Origin of the sequence: Yersinia sp. J1, assembly GCF_050586585.1 — a bacterium.
Classification (GTDB): Bacteria; Pseudomonadota; Gammaproteobacteria; order Enterobacterales; family Enterobacteriaceae; genus Yersinia; species Yersinia entomophaga.
The window spans coordinates 1-19,091 of record NZ_JBOBDP010000006.1; the positions used below are offsets into that span (position 1 = coordinate 1).

The following is a 19,091-nucleotide window of genomic DNA, read 5'->3' on the forward strand; positions in this document are numbered from 1 at the left end:
TTCAGGCAGATACAGTCACTCACCGGGCTTATATTTTATTAAAAAGCCATGCAACCAACGAACCAGGTCGGTTTTATCGGAAACTCATCCTCATTAATGGGTATTCACACTCGGCGGTAGCTCAAGAGCCAGGCTTGCATCCGGTGGGGCGTAAGGGGATAAAACGTGTCGCCAGTCGGGATGCTGAGGCCTCTGATACACTACCGGTCTCACTGCGAAGAGTAACAGACAGAAGATTTTTAACTGCTGGTCGAAAGTAATTATCATGAAAACCAATAATCCGGCGATAATCACTTATCACTTATCACTTATCACTTATCACTTATCACTTATCACTTATCACTTATCACTTATCACTTATCACTTATCACTTATCACTTATCACTCATCACTTATCGGTCAGGATTGGCCACTCACGAGCCATAAATTATTCTCAATAGCCTTCGTATATCGTGCTGATTACTCGGTTATTTAACATTATAAAGCGGTGATGAAGAGTTAGTTATCCTGCGGACATTTTAGGTAATGTGGCGTAATTCTCCCCAAAAGTACCTCGTTCTTAACAGTGAAAAAGTCAGCTGCGCTGAAGGCTATTTAGGCTTTTATCTTTATTATTACTGTCGGGTAGAATCAGCCCGTTTATAAATTCTCTCTACATTTTATCTGTATCAGTCTAACCCTCTGCACGACCGATTTTTATTTCGCTATTTTCGCACTGAATGAGATGGAAAAAGGCCCCGAAGGGCCTTGGTTTTTATTCTAGTACATTGAGATATTTGAAAAAACTAATGCTTAGTGGCCGCCGCTTTGAGAGGCGCCCAGGCCGGTTTGCGATCGAACGAACTGCGCTCTGAACAGCAGGCGCTCTTTCTTGCCGGTTTCTGAATTATCCGTGATAGAGAACAGCCATGTGCCGACAAAGGCTACAATCATTGAGAATAAAGCTGGGTATTCATATGGATAGATTGGTTCGGCGTGACCAAGAATCTTGACCCAAATGGTTGGTCCCAAGATCATCAGCACGACGGCAGTAATCAATCCTAACCAGCCGCCGACTAGTGCGCCTCGTGTCGTCAGCTTGTCCCAATACATCGAAATGATGATTATTGGGAAGTTACAGCTGGCGGCGATTGAGAAGGCCAGACCTACCATGAAGGCAATATTCTGATTCTCAAACAGAATCCCTAAGCCGATTGCTACAATCCCTAATACCACCACGGTAATTTTAGAGACGCGTAATTCATCACGTTCTCGCGCTTTACCGTTCTTAATTACGCTGGCGTATAAGTCATGGGAAACCGCAGAGGCGCCGGCTAATGTTAGGCCGGCAACTACCGCTAGGATGGTGGCGAAAGCGACGGCGGAGATAAAACCAAGGAAGAAATTGCCTCCAACGGCGTTAGCAAGATGAACCGCCGCCATATTGCTGCCGCCTAACAGTGCGCCAGCCGCATCTTTAAAGGAAGGGTTTGGGCCAACCAGTAAAATAGCGCCGAAACCGATAATAAAGGTCAGAATATAGAAGTAACCGATAAAGCCAGTAGCGTAGAACACGCTTTTACGAGCTTCTTTTGCATCACTTACGGTAAAGAAGCGCATCAAAATATGTGGCAGTCCGGCTGTCCCAAACATCAGAGCCAGACCCAGCGATAGCGCAGATATAGGATCTGAAACCAATCCTCCGGGGCTCATGATTTTGAGACCGTTAGGGTGAACTTTGATGGCTTCGCTAAACAAAGTATTGAAGTTGAAGCCGACGGATTTCATGACCATCAGCGCCATGAATGTTGCTCCCGCCAGCAGCAAGACAGCCTTGATAATTTGTACCCAAGTGGTTGCCAGCATTCCGCCAAATAACACGTATAAAACCATCAGAATACCGACTAATACTACGGCCACATGGTAGTTCAGGCCAAAGAGCAGCTCAATAAGTTTACCTGCACCAACCATCTGAGCAATCAGGTATAAGGCAACCACAACCAGCGATCCGCAGGCTGATAGGGTACGAATTGGGCGCTGTTGCAAACGGTATGACGCAACGTCGGCGAAGGTATAGCGACCAAGATTACGTAGACGTTCGGCAATCAGGAACAGAATAATTGGCCAGCCGATCAGAAAACCAATGGAATAGATCAGCCCATCGTAGCCTGAGGTATAAACCAGTGCGGAAATACCGAGGAATGATGCGGCTGACATAAAGTCACCGGCAATAGCCAACCCATTTTGGAAACCGGTGATGCGACCGCCAGCGGTGTAATAATCTTGCCGGGAACGAGTGCGTTTCGAAGCCCAATAAGTGATATACAACGTAGCGCCAACAAAAAGTAAGAACATCACAATAGCTTGAATATTCAACGGTTGACGCTGAACTTCACCGCTGATTGCCTCTGCCTGTGACAGCGCAGGCAGAGCCAGTAAGGAAAGTGCAGACCAATGGCGGATCTTCATTGCTTCACCTCGCGAAGAATTTCTGCCGTCATGCGGTCGAACTCACCGTTAGCGCGGACAACATAAATACCGGTAAGAACAAAAGAAATTACGATTAAACCTATGCCGACCGGAATACCGCGCGTGATGCTGGCTCCTGCATATAGCGGAGTCCCCAGCCATTGAGGTTCAAAGGCAATGAGAAAAATAAAGCCAACGTAGAGTGCTAAGGTAATTGATGATAGCAGCCAGGCAAACCGGCCTCGCTTTTGTACCAACTCTTTGAATTTAGGATTATTTTCAATCTCTTGATAAATGCTGTCATTCATCAGGGTTCTCCTGTGAGGCATTAATTAAGTTGCCGCTCTCTGGCGGTGTAATTTATGACGTTGCTTGCATTGATTGTTTTTCTTCCAGTAATTTTTCTACTACGCTCGGATCGGCCAGCGTTGAGGTATCCCCTAGATTGCTGGTATCGCCCGCGGCAATTTTGCGTAATATGCGACGCATAATTTTCCCAGAGCGGGTTTTTGGCAATGAATCTGTCCAGTGCAGAATATCTGGCGTCGCGATTGGACCAATCTCTTTGCGTACCCAATTACGCACTTCGCTATAAAGTTCCGGTGTTGGCTCCTCTCCGTGATTCAAAGTGATATAGGCATAAATTGCCTGACCTTTAATATTGTGGGGAACGCCAACCACCGCTGCTTCGGCGATTTTCGGATGAGAAACCAGCGCCGATTCTATTTCAGCGGTACCTAAGCGGTGACCGGAAACGTTGAGAACGTCATCCACGCGGCCAGTAATCCAGTAGTAGCCGTCTTCATCGCGACGGGCGCCATCTCCGCTGAAATACATACCTTTAAAGGTTGAGAAGTAGGTTTGCTCGAAACGATCGTGATCGCCAAACAGAGTACGGGCCTGACCCGGCCATGAATCGATAATCACCAAATTACCTTCGGCTGGACCTTCCTGCGGATTCCCCAGATTATCCACCAACGCTGGCTGTACGCCGAAGAATGGACGGGTAGCTGAACCGGCTTTCAGCTCGGTTGCACCTGGCAGTGGCGTAATCATGAAACCGCCGGTTTCGGTCTGCCACCAGGTATCCACAATTGGGCATTTACCGTTACCAATTTTGTTGTAATACCATTCCCAGGCTTCGGGGTTAATTGGCTCACCAACTGAACCCATCAGACGCAGCGATGTGCGCTTGGTGCCTTCAATCGCTTTATCGCCTTCGGCCATCAATGCGCGAATCGCCGTTGGAGCGGTGTACAAAATATTGACCTGATGCTTATCGATAACCTGACCTAAGCGGTTAACGCCTGGATAATTAGGAACGCCTTCAAACATCAAAGTGATAGCGCCGCAGGCCAGCGGGCCGTAAAGCAGATAGCTGTGACCGGTGACCCAGCCCACATCGGCGGTACACCAATAGATATCGCCCGGGTGATAGTCAAACACGTATTTGAAGGTCATGGCGGCATAAACCAGATAGCCACCGGTGGTGTGCAGTACGCCTTTAGGCTTACCAGTAGAACCAGAGGTATAAAGGATGAATAATGGATCCTCTGCATTCATCTCTTCAGCGGGACAATCCGCTGAAACGCCTTCAATCAGGTCATGCCACCATAAATCTCGACCTTCCTGCCAGTAGCCCGGTTTGCCGGTACGTTGGAAGACCACGACATTATTGATACTGGTGATAGCCGGATTTTTTAGCGCTTCATCAACGTTCTTTTTCAATGGAATAGCGCGGCCAGCGCGGATACCTTCGTCAGCGGTGATAACCAGTTTGGAGTTGGAATCAATAATACGACCAGCAACCGCATCCGGTGAGAACCCGCCGAAAATTACCGAGTGAACGGCACCGATACGCGCACAGGCCAGCATAGCTACCGCGGCTTCCGGCACCATTGGCATATAAATAGCCACTACGTCGCCTTTTTTTACGCCAAGTTTTTTCAATACATTGGCAAACTGGCAAACATCTTGGTGTAGCTGTTTATAACTGACGTTCTTGGATTGGGTTGGATCATCACCTTCCCAAATAATTGCGGTTTGCTCACCGCGCTCGGCCAAATGGCGATCCAGACAGTTAGCGGATAAATTTAGCGTACCATCCTCAAACCAACGAATACTGACGTGGCCAGGATCAAATGAAGTGTTCTTAACAATACTATAGGGTTTTATCCAGTCGATAATCTTGCCCTGTTCGCCCCAGAATGCATCGGGGTTTTGTACAGATTGTTGATAATAATCATGATATTGGGCTGGGTTGATCAGGGCATTTTCTGCAATTGCAGCGGGAATTGGGTGTTTAGGTAGTTGGCTCATATTTATTCTCCTTTAGATTGTTAATAATATGTCAACTAAAGGTTAATTATAGTGTTGGGCGTCGTTTTGTTTCTTTTTTGGGCGACAGATCACGCAGAAAAGATGTTGTTTTAGGGACTTACTTGATGTGCTGTGTGGTGTATCAATATCTCAATAGGGAAGGGATTTAATCGAGAATTGAAGTTTGATCAGATGAAATACTCCTGTGTGCCATTTATTTCAGCGAAAGAAGTATTACACCGTGATTGTGTATATAGGTGACTTCTTTGTTTGAATAACGATTAAGACAAAATCCATTCGCAATAATGGCAGGAAGTTTATCTAAAAATAATTCTGATAATGATTAGAGCAAGTCGATTATTAGATTTTTATTATTACTTAATAGTATTTAAAGTCAGTAGATATTCTTAATGGAAATAAAAAACGAGTTTAAGAATAACAGCATAGTTATGCAGCAAAGATTTGTTCGATTAATCATGATTTTTCTCATTTTTGAATGAATTTATTGGGGGCTTTGGTTGCAGAATACCTAAAATAGGTAGAAAATCGAAATACTGCCCATTTAACAAAATGCGAACAAAATAAGGCATTAAATACAACAAGCCGCTGATTTTATCGGCTAATTAATTTCGCCTATTTTTTATACCTAAGGGTGAAGTGCTTATTTGCTATGGTTTAAATTTATTATTTTAATAACAGTTGGTTATGGCTTATCACTCTTTGTTCCTACCAAAAGATACTCGGCGTAGTGGGTTAAGCCAGAGTAAACAAGGCTTGCAGAACAACGGGTTGAAATGATACTGATTGAAAAGGTGGACGGCTGGCGGGAGGCCGATCCGCGGATTTTATTAACTATAGCCCCGTATTTAATGATTAAGTATTCCATCTGAAGTGCATGTCCATCATGCGCTTTGGGGAATGCTTTGAGGGATTTTTTTGGGTATGAAAAGTGTAAAAATAAGTCTTGCTTGGCAAATCCTAATTGCGCTTGTATTAGGTATTCTGGTTGGTGCTGTTCTCCATAATCAGGCCGAGTCTCGTGATTGGTTAGTCAGTAATATTCTCAGCCCTGCTGGCGATATTTTTATTCGCTTAATTAAAATGATTGTGGTTCCTATTGTTATTTCAACGCTGATTGTGGGTATTGCTGGCGTTGGAGATGCAAAGAAATTAGGGCGAATTGGCCTGAAGACCATTATTTATTTTGAAGTGATCACCACTATCGCGATTATTGTCGGTATCACTTTGGCCAATTTTTTCCAACCGGGTCATGGCATCGATATGTCGACGCTAACCGCAGTGGATATTTCTCAGTATGAAAAAACCACGGCGCAGGTACAAAGCGGTAGCCATAGTCTGGTGAGTACCATTCTATCGCTGATCCCATCGAATGTTTTCTCCTCGATGGCCAATGGCGATATGTTGCCGATTATTTTTTTCTCGGTACTGTTTGGTTTAGGGCTGTCCTCTTTACCAAAAGAAACCAAAGAGCCGCTGCTTAACGTGTTCAAAGCCGTTTCTGAGAGCATGTTTAAAGTCACACATATGATCATGCGTTACGCCCCAATAGGTGTATTCGGCCTGATTTCCGTGACCGTAGCGAATTTTGGTTTTGCCGCCTTGCTTCCGCTCGCCAAGCTGGTGATATTGGTTTACGCCGCAATTCTTTTCTTTGCCTTGGTTGTGATGGGCGCAGTTGCCAGAGCCTGTAATCTGCGGATCTGGACGTTAATTCGCATTCTGAAAGATGAGCTGATTCTGGCTTATTCTACTGCCAGCTCAGAAACCGTTTTGCCGCGTATCATCGAGAAAATGGAAGCCTACGGCGCGCCAAAGTCGATTACCAGCTTTGTGGTGCCAACCGGCTATTCCTTTAATCTGGATGGTTCTACGTTGTACCAAAGTATTGCGGCGATCTTCATCGCGCAGCTATATGGTATTGAGCTTTCTATTGGTCAGGAAATCGTTCTGGTGCTGACCTTAATGGTGACTTCCAAAGGCATCGCGGGGGTACCGGGCGTGTCATTTGTGGTGTTGCTGGCAACCTTAGGCAGCGTGGGCATTCCATTAGAAGGTCTGGCATTTATTGCTGGTGTTGACCGAATTCTGGATATGGCGCGAACTGCGTTGAACGTTGTGGGTAACGCACTGGCAGTATTGGTGATTGCCAAGTGGGAACACCAGTTTGATCGGAAGAAAGCCCGAGAATATGAGAAATCTTTTTTCGCGGAACAACAAACTCCAGCTAGCCAAGGTTAGTTAACTCCTGTCTGGATCGAAGCCCGCGGTTTGCCGAATGTGCGCCGCGGGTTTTTTATACCGGCTACCCTATTTCTCTTCGATAAACCCGATTATTTAGCGTTCACGTTTCTGTTCTGCACCAATGTAACTTTCCTTTCTCAATAATAGATCCCTGCTCCACTGCGTGGCGGGAAAGACAAAAACCTTACAAACTATGCAGGATTAAATACTCTGTGGGTTTAAATTGCCTTATCATTGCGAGTCTTTTTAACTTTTTATTCCATCGGCGATAACAAACCTCGCTGCGTGGGGGATGAATATTGCGTGGAGGAAGCATGACCTGGCAGTCGTTTAAATCCGAATATTTGGTGCGATTTTGGGCACCGCTTCCGGCGGTGATCGCCGCAGGGATCTTATCGACCTACTATTTTGGCCTGACCGGTACTTTTTGGGCCGTGACCGGAGAGTTCACACGCTGGGGCGGGCATGTAATGCAGTGGTTCGGCGCTAACCCGCAGGAGTGGGGCTACTTTAAAGTTATAGGTTTCGAAGGTACGCCGCTGGACCGTATCGACGGAATGATGATTATCGGCATGTTTGCCGGTTGTATCGCTGCGGCGCTGTGGGCTAACAATATTAAGCTACGTAAGCCCCAACACGGTATTCGAATTGCTCAGGCGCTGGTAGGTGGGATTATTGCCGGTTTTGGCGCTCGTCTGGCTATGGGGTGCAATTTAGCTGCATTTTTTACTGGTATTCCTCAATTTTCATTACACGCTTGGTTTTTTGCCCTCGCAACGGCGGCTGGCTCCTATTTCGGGGCAAAATTTACGCTGTTACCAATATTCCGTATTCCGGTGAAATTGCAGAAAGTCAGCGCAGCAGCACCGTTAACGCAAAATCCTCAGCGCGCAAAGCGCCGTTTCCGTCTGGGTATGGTGGTATTCGCGCTGGCATTATGCTGGGCGTTAACCGAATTATTCCAGGCGCCTAAACTCGGCATTGCTATGCTATTTGGCATTGGGTTTGGCTTATTGATCGAACGGGCGCAGATTTGCTTCACATCGGCTTTTCGCGATCTGTGGATTACTGGCCGTACCCATATGGCAAAAGCCATTATTCTCGGCATGGCGGTGAGCGCTATTGGTATCTTTAGCTATGTTCAACTGGGTGTTGCGCCGAAAATCCTGTGGGCAGGGCCAAATGCGGTCATTGGTGGCCTGTTATTCGGTTTCGGCATTGTGCTAGCTGGTGGCTGTGAAACCGGCTGGATGTATCGTGCTGTAGAAGGGCAAATTCACTACTGGTGGGTCGGTTTAGGCAACGTTATCGGTGCCACTCTATTGGCATATTACTGGGATGATTTTGCCCCAGTGCTCGTGACAAACCATGACAAAGTCAATCTGCTGGACACCTTCGGCCCAATCGGAGGGCTGCTGATAACCTATCTGTTATTAGGCATCGCTTTTGCCGCCATGTTGTGGTGGGAAAAACGCTTCTTCCGCAGTCGTAAAGCTGCCGCGCCAATTTTATCTAAGGAATCACTATGAGCACCCAACCGATAGTTCCAGATTACCGACTAGACATGGTCGGAGAGCCCTGTCCATATCCAGCAGTCGCTACGCTGGAAGCCATGCCGCAGCTCAAACCAGGGGAAATACTGGAGGTGATCAGCGATTGCCCACAATCGATCAATAATATCCCGCTGGATGCACGTAATTATGGCTATAAAGTGTTGGATATTCAGCAGGATGGGCCGACCATTCGTTATCTTATTCAAAGGTAGCTACGCCCTTGGCTTTGTTAGGTGACTGGCTACTGCGCGTGACCATTCTGGCCTTGCGCAGTGCTCACTAATAAGCGCCTTTAACGTTGTAGGCGATAGGGGCGATGACTTCGATAGTTCCGTTGTTTAGAATGTCTGCCGGTGGCGCGGGCATTGGCTGAGCGCGGGAAATCAACGTCATAGCTTCGCGGTCAAGAATTCTGGCGCCGGAACTGGTGATCAGCTCTGCTAATAACACTTTTCCTTTCAGATCAACCACAAAACGCACATGGCTCACCCCTTCCAAACGATAGCGTAACCCTTCTCGGGGATAACGTTTATAGCGATCGATATGGGCTAATACTTCCCCTTGCCATGCGGCTTTACCGTTGATTGCCGCGGAAGAAGCGCTGGAAAAGTTGGCGGCGTTTTTCTTGGCCGAACCGGGCAATGGGGCGCTGGTGGTTGATGCGGTATTTTCGGCTATGACCGGCAACGGGGTTTCGGTTGGTTTCGGTTTTACTACCGGTTTTTTCTTGCTATCGACTTTCTCCGGCCGAATCGCGTGAGTACCGCGGGGAGAAAGCGCCAGCTTCGGCTGCTCCAGCAACTCCTTTTTGACCGGCTGAACGTCATCAGGTGCCGCCATTTGCTGCAAAACACCTTGTGGTAAGTCAGTTGGCGCGGTTTTAGCTTGCTGAAAAATCGCCATTTCTACCATTACCGCCGGTGGCAACGCGCCCTGAGGTGAAAGCCGATTCCACCAGCCCAGCATTAACACTGCGGCCAGTAAATGTAGCGCTAAGCCCAGCAGTAAACTGGCGGTCCAGCGGGTGCGCGGGTTGCCTTCCGGCGGTCCAAAAGTGTGTGGTGTAAAGTGAGCCGCTGCAGTGGTTGGGCCGTGGCTATGGGCTGGCTGTGGGTAGAATGATTTCATTACCGACTCCGCGAACGCCGTATTCTCGGCGTTATTTTATTGATTATAAACCATTTTTATAACTGGCTGCCCATGCCGTGCCGATGATATTTATCACTTTCCCTGCACTCAATAACACCGACAGCCAAGCTGTGGATTATACGTAACAATAAGCATATTGATAGTTATAGGCATTATCATTTGCATTTATTCCGAGTTTTGCTTATAACCGCCAGCTTCAGAAGAGCGGGGCCTACGAGTATCCGCCGAATCAGCAGAGAAAATTGTGGAACGCTATTTTACAGCCAGGTGTGGGCAACCGGATTGATGTACCTGACGGCTTCAATACCTATGCTGGCCTGAACGGCACAGGTCAAAAGGACCGCGCGACTTTAACGGATGCATTCATGGATAAACCCCCATCAAACAGGGTGAGTTTGGCCTATCAGGCCACTTACGGTCAGTTGGTTAGCTTCTTTCGTAAAAGAGTGGATAACGCCAGCGATGCCAAGGACTTGTCACAGGACGTATTCACACTGTGGTTGAAACGTGCCAGGCAAACACCGGTGGAGCATTCGCGCGCCTTTTTGTTCAAAATTGCTCATCGGGTGCTTATCGATCATTGGCGTGCTACCGGAAAGCAGCGGCTATTATTGTCTGAAAATCATGAAGATAGCCTAGGTAGAGAGGAAGTTGCGCCGACAGAAACCGAACCGCAGCGTTTATTCGAACACCAACAGCGTTTAAATCGGCTGGAGGAAGCGTTGCAAAGCCTTTCTCCTCGTCGTCGGGAGGCTTTTTTAATGCACCGCTTTGACGGTTTATCGCAAATTGAAGTGGCCGAGAGAATGGGAATTTCTGTCAGTATGGTAGAAAAGCACATTGCCGGTGCCTTGGTGCATTGTAAACGCTACGTAGCGGAACAGGAGAGTGAGCACAATGACGGACGCTAGCCGCCTTCTGGAAACAGAAATCGACGAACAGGCTGCGCTGTGGTTTAGCCGCAGCCAGGGGCGTCGCCTTAACGATGCGGAACAACGGCAATTTCAGGAATGGTTACAGCGCTCTGCGGCTCACGCTGAGGCTTTTCGACAGATGCAGCAAATCTGGGGGGACTGTGCCCTGATTACGCGCCCGGCGAGTGCTGCGCAGCCTAAGGCAAAACCGAGCTGGTGGCGTCCGCTGCGCGCCTGTGCCGCTGGGGCTTTCTTTTTGCTTGCTCTGTGGTTGCCTGCCAGTCAGTTGCCGCTAGTGCTGATGCACGATATTCATCTGCAAACCGATAATTATGCTCGTGAAGTGGTGCTGTCCGACGGCAGCCGCGTGCATTTGAATCGATATACTAAAATGCGTGTTCACTACGCTAGGAAAAAACGCCAACTCTGGCTGGATCATGGCGAGGTGTATTTGCAGGTGGCGGCAAATAAGCAGCGACCTTTTTTGGTCTATGCCGGAGAAAGTCAGGTGCGGGTCGTGGGAACCGAATTTGACGTCCGCTATGACGCTGATGAAATGGGGGTGGCGGTACGCCAAGGTACTGTAGCGGTCACCGGGCGGCCATCTATGGAAACCGTGATGTTGCATGCCGGAGATTCAGCGCGCTTGCTGAAAGGGGAAAACGATCTACAGCGAGGTCAGCGGCAGGTGAATGAAGTCGGCGAATGGCGTAGTGGGCAAATTTCATTCCGCAATCGGCCATTGGGCGAGCTACTGAAAGAGTTGGCGCGCTATCGGTCAGGAAAAATCGAGTTGACCGACGGGCGCTTGGCATCGCTGCCGGTTTCAGGTTCGCTGGATTTAGCTAATCCGGATGAGTTCTTAAACGCTTTACCGCTGCTTTTGGCGGTGAATGTTGTACAGGACGCTCAGGGTAACGCGTTGATTTTGCCGCGCCCGCAGCAAAAGTAAAAAATAATTCATTTCATAGGTGAGGATAATTCTCATTCTCTCGTCTTCCCTGATGCCTCTGCCCATTGGCAAGGCATTTTTATTTTCTAGGGAAGAAATTGCGAGATGACTTACAACAAAAAGAAACCTTCTGGGATGCCTGTTCTTTCTGCCCTGGCGCTGGCAACGCTGCTGATGAGTCAAGGGGCAGGCGCCGCCGATTTACAGCTCAATATGGCGGAGCAACCGTTAGCCAACGCTATTGCCAATGTGGCGCAGCAAGGCCAACTGCATGTGTTATTCGATGAATCCGAGCTGCGTAACCTGCGAGCGCCCGCTCTGCATGGTAATTACAGCCCGCAGTCTGCGTTGCAGCAATTACTGGCGGGCAGCGGCCTGGAGTTGGTTAGCAGCGGTAGCGGTTTTGTTATTCGTCCACCGACGATGAAAGGTGCTAACACCGGCGCTATTATTCTTCCGACTACCTCTGTGATGGGGGAAACCAGCGGTCGGGCAGCGGATAATCTGATGTCAGCCCCGCAGGTGATTACTTCGGAAGAGATTCGCCAGCGCACTACCGGCAACGGTAACATTACCGAATTATTGCGTACCAATCCGGCGGTACAGTTTTCTAACAGCGGTAACACCAGTCTCAATCAAGGGGAAATCAAGCCGAGTGCGATTTCTATCCACGGTTCTTCCAGCTACCAAAACAACTACAAACTGGATGGCGTGAGCTTTAACAACGACGTCGATCCGGCCAGCAGTGGCAATGGTGAAACCACGACCCGCGTTGACAGCAGCGATCAGGGGATTTATCTCGATAGCCGTTTAATCGACAGCGTGACTGTGTTCGATAACAACATTCCGGTGGAATATGGTGGTTTTACCGGCGGTACGCTGGATGTCACCAGCCGTCGCTGGCGTGGTGATAACAGCGCACATTTATATTTCCGCGAAACCCGTTCGGCGTGGAACAAGGTGTTTACCGATCCCGGCACCGCTTTTGACAGCTCAAAGAATGACACCAGTCGGCCAGATCGCTTTCAGCCGAAATACAGTAAACAGAACTTCGGGGGTTGGTTTGAAGCGGGCATAACCGATAATCTGGGCGTAGTCTTTTCTGCCTCGCATCGTATTTCGGATATTCCGACTTATACCAGCGGCGGCAGCGGTTTACAGATAGGGCCGAATAATGAGCTGGAAGGCGTCTCAATGGACGGCGGCTACCGCAGCCAGAAACGGGTGTCTGATAACTATTTCGCCAAGTTCTCATGGGATGCCAATGAGCGTACCAGCCTGCATTTATCCGGCAATTACTCGGCCTATACCAGCTCGCTCTTTTCCAGCAGCGTAATCAATTCAGGCTACGATAACGATCATAATGGCTTGAACACGACGTTGCAGTTAGAGCACCGCTTTGATTTTGCCAACCTGGATTTAACCGCCGGTTACCAAAAGCTGGTGGATGAGCGCACCAATGATGTGAAAGATTTCTTCGCCCTGGAAGATTATTCAAACTGGCCGAATACGGGTTATTACAACAATGGCGGGCAGGGGGACTTGATCACCCGACAAAACAGTGCCACGGCGAAAGGGGTGCTGCGCTTTAATCAATTTGAGGCGCTGGGGATGTTCCACTCGCCAAACGTTGGTTTTGAAGTTAATAAAACCGAGGCGCGCTATCAACGGGATCGGGATTACTACCGCTATCGGTTCTACGGATCGCCAGACTGGCTTACTTCAGATGCTCAGCCCAGCAATATCACCCGCTTTCGCGCGGGAACCTATAAAGCGGATTACACCAGCTACGCCCTGTTCCTTGACGACAGCATGCAGTATGGCCGTTTGACCGTGCGTCCGGGCGTACGTGTGGATCGGGATGATTTTGTCGGCCAGACCAATATTGCTCCGCGTTTGAGCAGCAGTTTGGATATTTTCGGAACTGGTAATACGGTGCTGATCGCTGGGGCTAACCGTTACTATGGTCGTTCAATGCTGACCTATGCGCTGTATGAAGCGCAAAACGCCGGTATGCAGAATTGCTACTACGACTGTCACCTCGATCCCAATCAGGTTGAGTGGGGCGACGTGAAAGATTTCGAAGGTATCGATAAACTTTCAACGCCTTATAACGATGAGTTAAGCCTCGCTCTGCAACAGCAAATCATGAAAACCCAGTGGCGTTTGCAATATGTTCACCGCGAAGGTTATGACGAGGTACGCAGCCGTACTAAGTATCCGAACAGCGGTAATAGTTTGCAGTCGCGCATTCGTACCTTTGATAACGGCGGCCGCAGCAGCAACGATACGGTTTCACTTTCCGTGAGCAACAATCAGCCGTGGGAAACTGGTGCGTTGTCTCATGCTATGACCGGTTCCCTGAGCTGGCAGCAAAGTAAGAGCAATACGCCGAAAGATCAGGGTTACGCTTTCTTCGACCCAAGCACCAAGCTGGATTCGGATAAAGTCTGGTACGACGGCAAGGTGATTAACGCTTCCGATTTACCCTCCACCAACTTTAACTCGCCGTGGCGCTTCAATCTGGAGCTGACCAGTGATTGGCAGGAACACAACCTGACCTTCTATAACCTGCTGCAATGGCGTGGCCCGCGGGATCAGGCGGTACGCTACCAGCAAGATTATTACACCGATCCGACCACCGGTTCGCAGATGTTGAAGTACGAGAAGACCCACTTTGCCAGCACCTACCGCTGGGACACCAAAGTGACCTGGAAACCTGATTTTGCCTATGGTGCGGGGATCTCGGTCGAGGTGAATAACGTACTGAACAAACGCAACGTGGCGGACACTTTTGTGTATGAAGACAAGGTGTTGCACTCCTATGAACCGGGGCGCCAGTTCTGGCTGCAACTGAGTTACGACCTGTAATTATGTTGAGAAGTCACTGAACGCAGTCGGGCGGCTTAGGCAGCCAGACGTTTTGGTTTTTAGGTCAGTACAAGATCGGTTGATTGATGAAAACGTTAAAACAGTTCTGTTATCTCGCTAGGCCTTTTTGGGGCGTTGGCACCGCATGGTTTGCCTGGTTGCTATTGGCGATAGTGCTGGTGCTCAGCCTATCATCGGTTTGGTTTAATGTGCGTCTTAACCAGTGGAACGGCGATTTTTACAATGCGCTACAGCAGCTAAACAGCCAGGCTCTCTATCAGTTACTCCAGCATTTTATCGTGCTGGTTAGCGCTTTGATTCTGGTGGTGGTGTTTGCGGATTATTTGAAGCAACGGCTAATCATGCGTTGGCGTATCGGTATGACCGAATATATTCTGGCACGCTGGCTTTCTCGCAACGGGCAACACTATGCACTGAAAATCAACGCATTGGAGCCAGATAACCCAGACCAGCGAATTGCCGAGGATGTGCGTTTGCTGATTGAATCTAGCCTGCGTCTGTTGATTACCTTCCTGCATTCCATGCTGACGCTGGTGTCGTTCGCCGCCATTTTATGGCAACTCTCTGGCAGCCTGAATTTTTCCCTGTCGTCCCACAGTTTCACCCTTCCTGGTTACATGTTCTGGGTGTGTATTTTCTACACCTTGATTGGCATTGGCCTGACCCACTGGATCGGCTATCCGCTGCGTCAGCTCAATATGGAAAAACAGCGTCGTGAGGCCGATTACCGCAGTGGGCTGATTGCCCGACGGGAAGCCAGCGACGCTATTGCTGGCCAACGCGGCGAATTGCACGAGCGAGCGGCTTTGCTACAGCGTTTTCACGCCATTGCCGATAACTGGTATCAGCTGATTCGCTATGAGAAAAACCTATCGTTCTTCACCGTCGGTTATCAGCAGCTTAGCGCATTGGCGCCGATTTTTTTCGCGTTACCAAAATTCCTCGCCGGTGAACTGTTATTGGGCGGATTGATGCAAATCCGTCAGTCATTCGCTCAGGTGGCGGGTGCTCTAGGCTGGTTCATTTTCTCCTATCGGGACATTGCCGCCTGGCAGGCCACCGTAACCCGATTGTATAACTTTGTGGTGCTGCTGGAAGCGGAGCCGTCCAGCCCGGTAGAAACGGCTTCGGACGACGCGATGCCGCTACGGGCCAGCTTGAATTTACAAACTGCCGATGGAAATTCACTGCTGCGAGGCATCCTCGTAGAGGCTGCGCCAGGTAGCCTGACGCTGATTCAGGGACGATCCGGCATTGGTAAATCCACGTTATTACGTGCATTCAGCGGCCATTGGCCACATTACCGCGGGCAGATTACCCGCAGCGCCAGCGTGAGCTGGCTGCCGCAGCGGTTATATCTGGCGCATGAGCGATTGGACGATTTACTGGCATATCCAGCGGATCGCAGTGCTTTTAGCGATGAACAGTATCGGGACGTCCTGACACAGGTTGGTTTGCCGCAGTTCATTTATCAATTGGCCTTATCGACGGCGTGGCAACAGCGCCTTTCCGGCGGCGAACAGCAGCGGCTGATGTTTGCCCGTTTGTTATTGAATAAGCCAAGGTTGATTTTGTTGGATGAAACCACCTCGGCGCTGGATGCATCCAGCGCGCGCCATCTGCTGCGGTTGCTGCGTTCGGCGTTGCCGCACAGCGCCATTTTACTGGTAAGTCACCAGACATTCCTGGCCGATCTCGCCGACCATCGCTTGTATCTGGATGTAAAATCTGTTTTTTCTCAAGGAGTTGCTACACCATGTTTAACCGACTAGTGCTTGTGTCGCTTGTCTGCGTATTGTTGGGCTGCGCGCCGACAACCCGTGAAACCGAGCTATCTGACGGGCAGTCTTTGCCGATTCGCAGTGATGTGCAGCACTTCACGCTGGATAACGGCCTACAGGTTTATTTGCTAGCGCGATCGCAGCCGGGCGTGGAAATGCGGCTGCTGGTGAACAGTGGTTCATTGCAAGAGAGTGAAAAACAGCGTGGTTTAGCGCATTTTGTCGAGCATATGGCGTTCAAAGGTACGCGTAATTTCCCCGGCACCTCCAGTTTTAAATCACTAGAAAAACAAGGTATTACCTTGGGAAGTCACGTTAATGCAGTGACTAGTCTGAATGCCACGACTTACAAGCTTTCTCTGCCTAACGCAGAGGAAAAGCAAATTCAGCTCGGGCTGCGGATTTTGTCCGATTGGGCGACAGGTATCAGTTTTGAACCCGAAGCTTTTGATAAAGAGCGGCCAGTGATTGTGGAGGAGTGGCGTTTGCGTCAGGGCGTGGGTTTCCGTATTAACCAGTCACTGGAGCAACTACGGTATTACGGTAGCCGCTATGCACAACGCGATCCTATTGGTTTGCTGGATGTGGTACAGCATGCTCCGGTATCTGAAGCCGTGGCTTATTATCAACAATGGTATCAGCCGCAGCGAATGGCTCTGGTGATTGTCGGAAACTTCAAATCTACGGAAGTGCGTAAACAAATTACTGGGTTATTCTCCGTTCCAGCTACCCAGCCGTTGGCTCAGGATAATCCAGATTGGAAGAAATTTGCGGCTCAGCCTGGCATGTTAATCAGTGAATTATTCGATGCAGAACAAGGCTCGCGCATTATTCAGTTGGGGTTACAGCGTGATTTGCCGGTTTCCTTAAATAGCGCTAACGGTCAGTGGCGAGATTTGCTGGATACTTTGTGGCTGACCATCTTTAACCAGCGCTTATCATTGCTGGTGGATAACGAGATGCTCTCGGTTGCCAGCATTAATCAGCAGCCCGCTTTGCTGGATAATCAGCGTATTCAGCATTTATTAATCGCTCGCCCGCAGGGGAGTGATTACAACGGAACGCTGAAACAGCTATTTACCGAGCTACAGCGCATGGCCAGCACGCCGGTGAGTGCAGAAGAACTGAATGCAGCGCGTCAGCAAATATTAACCAAACTGCGTCAGCAGGCTGCCGGTGAAAGCCGTTATCAGCCTGGTTATCTTGCAGATAATCTTACTACGGCGGTTGAACTCAATTTACCGATGCTGGATAAACAGCAGCAGCTAGCAATGACGGAAACCTGGCTGGCCGCGATTGGCCCGCAGCACGTTCAGGCGCAGGTGGCGGAATTGCTGGATACCGCTTCAGTACGATTAGCTTTAATTGGCCCAGATACGGATAAAAAACAGGTGGATAGTAAAGCTATCGCGGCGTTGTGGAACGCAACTCGTCAAACCCAGCTGGGCGCTTTCACCCTAAAACCCAAAGCGGTGACTTTAACGCTAGATACGCCGGTGGCCGGGAGGGTTGTACAGCGCCAGATTTTGCCTATCGCCAATACACAACTGTGGACGCTGAGCAACGGAATGCGGGTGATCGTTAAATCGGACGCGGGAATGAAAGATAATGTGCAGATTTCATTACGTATTCCCGGTGGGCGTTCGTTGGAAGATGAGAATGAGGTCAGTGAGGTTAGCTGGGCGATGCGCTTACCGGAAGCCAGCGGTTACGGAAAATACAGCTCGCGCCAGTTGGCTCAACTGAGTAAACAGCAGGATTTGGCGCTGACGCCTTACGACGAGATGTTATTCCACGGTTTACGCGGCTCTGCGCCAGCGGCACATTTGGAATCCCTATTGCAATTGCTGCACTTGAAAATGACTGCGCCTCAGTTTTCCGGCGAAAAGCTGGAGCGGCAGAAGCAGTCCTATGCTTTGGGCATTGATAAGCAACCGGTAGAGCGCCGTTTTCTCGATAGCATGACTCAGGAAGGCTATCAACATGGGGATCGCTTATTGGTGACAGCTAACGGGCCGTGGCGCGACTTTAATATAAAAGGGCTAGAGCAACGCCATCGTCAGCTATTTTCCGCCACGCAGGATATGACACTAACTATTAGCGGTTCTTTGGATGAAGGGAAGTTGCAAACGCTGGTGGAACGTTGGATGGGAAGTATTCCTGCTACCGAGCAGCGACTACATTGGCGTGATTTGGGCATTAAGCCGCTGAATCGTGCAATGTCGAAGGACTACCCATTAGCCAGTAGTCCTAAGACTATGGTTAGTATGCAATTCTCATCGTATGCGGTCTGGTCACAGCCGAATCAGCTAGCCTTACAACTGATGGATAAAGTGGTTTCTCTACGCTTGCGCTATGCGCTGCGGGAACAGGCCAGCGGCGTTTATACTCTGGGCTTTAGCCAAATGGTAGCCAAGTTGCCAACGCCTTATTATTTGGCTCGATTGAACTTTACCTCTGCGCCAGAAAGGGCAGAAGAAATGGCGCAGTTGGCGCAGAAAGTGCTGAAGCAGGTTGCAGAAGAAGGAATCAGTCCGCTAGAGCTGAGTAAAGCCAAAAAAGCTTGGCGAATTGAGCAGGAAGAAGGGCGAAACAGTGCCAGTTATTGGACTGATGCCTTGGCTCAGGTTGGTAGTGATGACGGCAATTTCGCCCTGCTGGCTCAAGAGGCAGAGCAGTTGGAAGCGGTGACGCCAGAACAGGTCAATGCACTAGCCGCTCAATGGTTAGGAAGAAACCCAAAAATATTTACCCTAAGCCCAGCGAAGTAATTTCATCGTCGGTTAGCCACCTTCTTTGAAGGTGGCTTTTAATGTGCGAA

At 49.3% G+C, this 19,091-nt stretch carries 13 protein-coding genes; 9 read left to right on the forward strand and 4 right to left on the reverse strand.

Annotated elements, in window-relative coordinates; genetic code table 11:
- The coding region (locus ACQ4OC_RS10900) for a hypothetical protein (protein WP_430971167.1) at positions 1-260 on the forward strand (260 nt) is incomplete at its 5' end.
- 532 nt (positions 261-792) lie between these two features.
- Here ACQ4OC_RS10900 and actP read toward each other — a convergent pair.
- Genes actP through acs form a run of 3 tightly spaced genes read right to left on the reverse strand, consistent with a single transcriptional unit; the run spans position 793 to position 4,767 of the window.
- Positions 793-2,448, reverse strand: coding sequence for a cation/acetate symporter ActP (gene actP / locus ACQ4OC_RS10905; protein ID WP_064514739.1), 1,656 nt, complete (start codon positions 2,446-2,448; stop codon positions 793-795).
- Positions 2,445-2,756, reverse strand: coding sequence for a DUF485 domain-containing protein (locus ACQ4OC_RS10910; RefSeq protein ID WP_049599145.1), 312 nt, complete (start codon positions 2,754-2,756; stop codon positions 2,445-2,447). The genes actP and ACQ4OC_RS10910 overlap by 4 nt, the downstream gene beginning before the upstream one ends.
- 52 nt (positions 2,757-2,808) lie before the next feature.
- Positions 2,809-4,767 (reverse strand): acetate--CoA ligase, encoded by a 1,959-nt coding sequence (gene acs / locus ACQ4OC_RS10915; RefSeq protein ID WP_120806877.1) that lies wholly within the window; start codon positions 4,765-4,767, stop codon positions 2,809-2,811.
- A gap of 942 nt (positions 4,768-5,709) precedes the next feature.
- On the opposite strand from acs, the gene gltP reads away from it, so the two are divergent.
- The 3 genes from gltP to yedF all read left to right on the forward strand — a co-directional run bounded on the left by gltP (position 5,710) and on the right by yedF (position 8,794).
- Positions 5,710-7,026, forward strand: coding sequence for a glutamate/aspartate:proton symporter GltP (gene gltP, locus ACQ4OC_RS10920; RefSeq protein WP_064514735.1), 1,317 nt, complete (start codon positions 5,710-5,712; stop codon positions 7,024-7,026).
- A 317-nt stretch (positions 7,027-7,343) separates the two neighbouring features.
- The gene (gene yedE / locus ACQ4OC_RS10925; RefSeq protein WP_064514734.1) at positions 7,344-8,558 is read left to right on the forward strand and encodes a selenium metabolism membrane protein YedE/FdhT; all 1,215 of its coding nucleotides are present in this window, start codon (positions 7,344-7,346) and stop codon (positions 8,556-8,558) included.
- Positions 8,555-8,794, forward strand: coding sequence for a sulfurtransferase-like selenium metabolism protein YedF (yedF, locus tag ACQ4OC_RS10930; protein ID WP_049599155.1), 240 nt, complete (start codon positions 8,555-8,557; stop codon positions 8,792-8,794). The genes yedE and yedF overlap by 4 nt, the downstream gene beginning before the upstream one ends.
- 67 nt (positions 8,795-8,861) lie before the next feature.
- On the opposite strand, the gene ACQ4OC_RS10935 is transcribed toward yedF, so the two are convergent.
- A complete protein-coding gene (locus ACQ4OC_RS10935) occupies positions 8,862-9,710 on the reverse strand; it encodes an energy transducer TonB (RefSeq protein ID WP_430971168.1) in 849 nt (282 codons plus the stop codon).
- A gap of 386 nt (positions 9,711-10,096) precedes the next feature.
- On the opposite strand from ACQ4OC_RS10935, the gene ACQ4OC_RS10940 reads away from it, so the two are divergent.
- The 5 genes from ACQ4OC_RS10940 to ACQ4OC_RS10960 all read left to right on the forward strand — a co-directional run bounded on the left by ACQ4OC_RS10940 (position 10,097) and on the right by ACQ4OC_RS10960 (position 19,041).
- Positions 10,097-10,642 carry an RNA polymerase sigma factor gene (locus ACQ4OC_RS10940; protein WP_064518330.1) on the forward strand — a complete coding sequence of 182 codons (546 nt, stop codon included), beginning with the start codon at positions 10,097-10,099 and terminating at the stop codon, positions 10,640-10,642.
- Positions 10,629-11,597 (forward strand): FecR family protein, encoded by a 969-nt coding sequence (locus ACQ4OC_RS10945; RefSeq protein WP_064514732.1) that lies wholly within the window; start codon positions 10,629-10,631, stop codon positions 11,595-11,597. The genes ACQ4OC_RS10940 and ACQ4OC_RS10945 overlap by 14 nt, the downstream gene beginning before the upstream one ends.
- 105 nt (positions 11,598-11,702) lie before the next feature.
- Complete coding sequence (locus tag ACQ4OC_RS10950; protein WP_430971169.1) at positions 11,703-14,468, forward strand: secretin and TonB N-terminal domain-containing protein; 2,766 nt, start codon at positions 11,703-11,705, stop codon at positions 14,466-14,468.
- Positions 14,469-14,554: 86 nt separating this feature from the next.
- Positions 14,555-16,261: an ABC transporter ATP-binding protein/permease gene (locus tag ACQ4OC_RS10955; RefSeq protein WP_120806874.1), complete on the forward strand. Its 1,707-nt coding sequence runs from the start codon at positions 14,555-14,557 to the stop codon at positions 16,259-16,261.
- Positions 16,246-19,041, forward strand: coding sequence for a M16 family metallopeptidase (locus ACQ4OC_RS10960; RefSeq protein WP_430971170.1), 2,796 nt, complete (start codon positions 16,246-16,248; stop codon positions 19,039-19,041). Before ACQ4OC_RS10955 ends, ACQ4OC_RS10960 begins: the two co-directional genes overlap by 16 nt.
- The last annotated feature ends 50 nt before the right edge of the window (positions 19,042-19,091 follow it).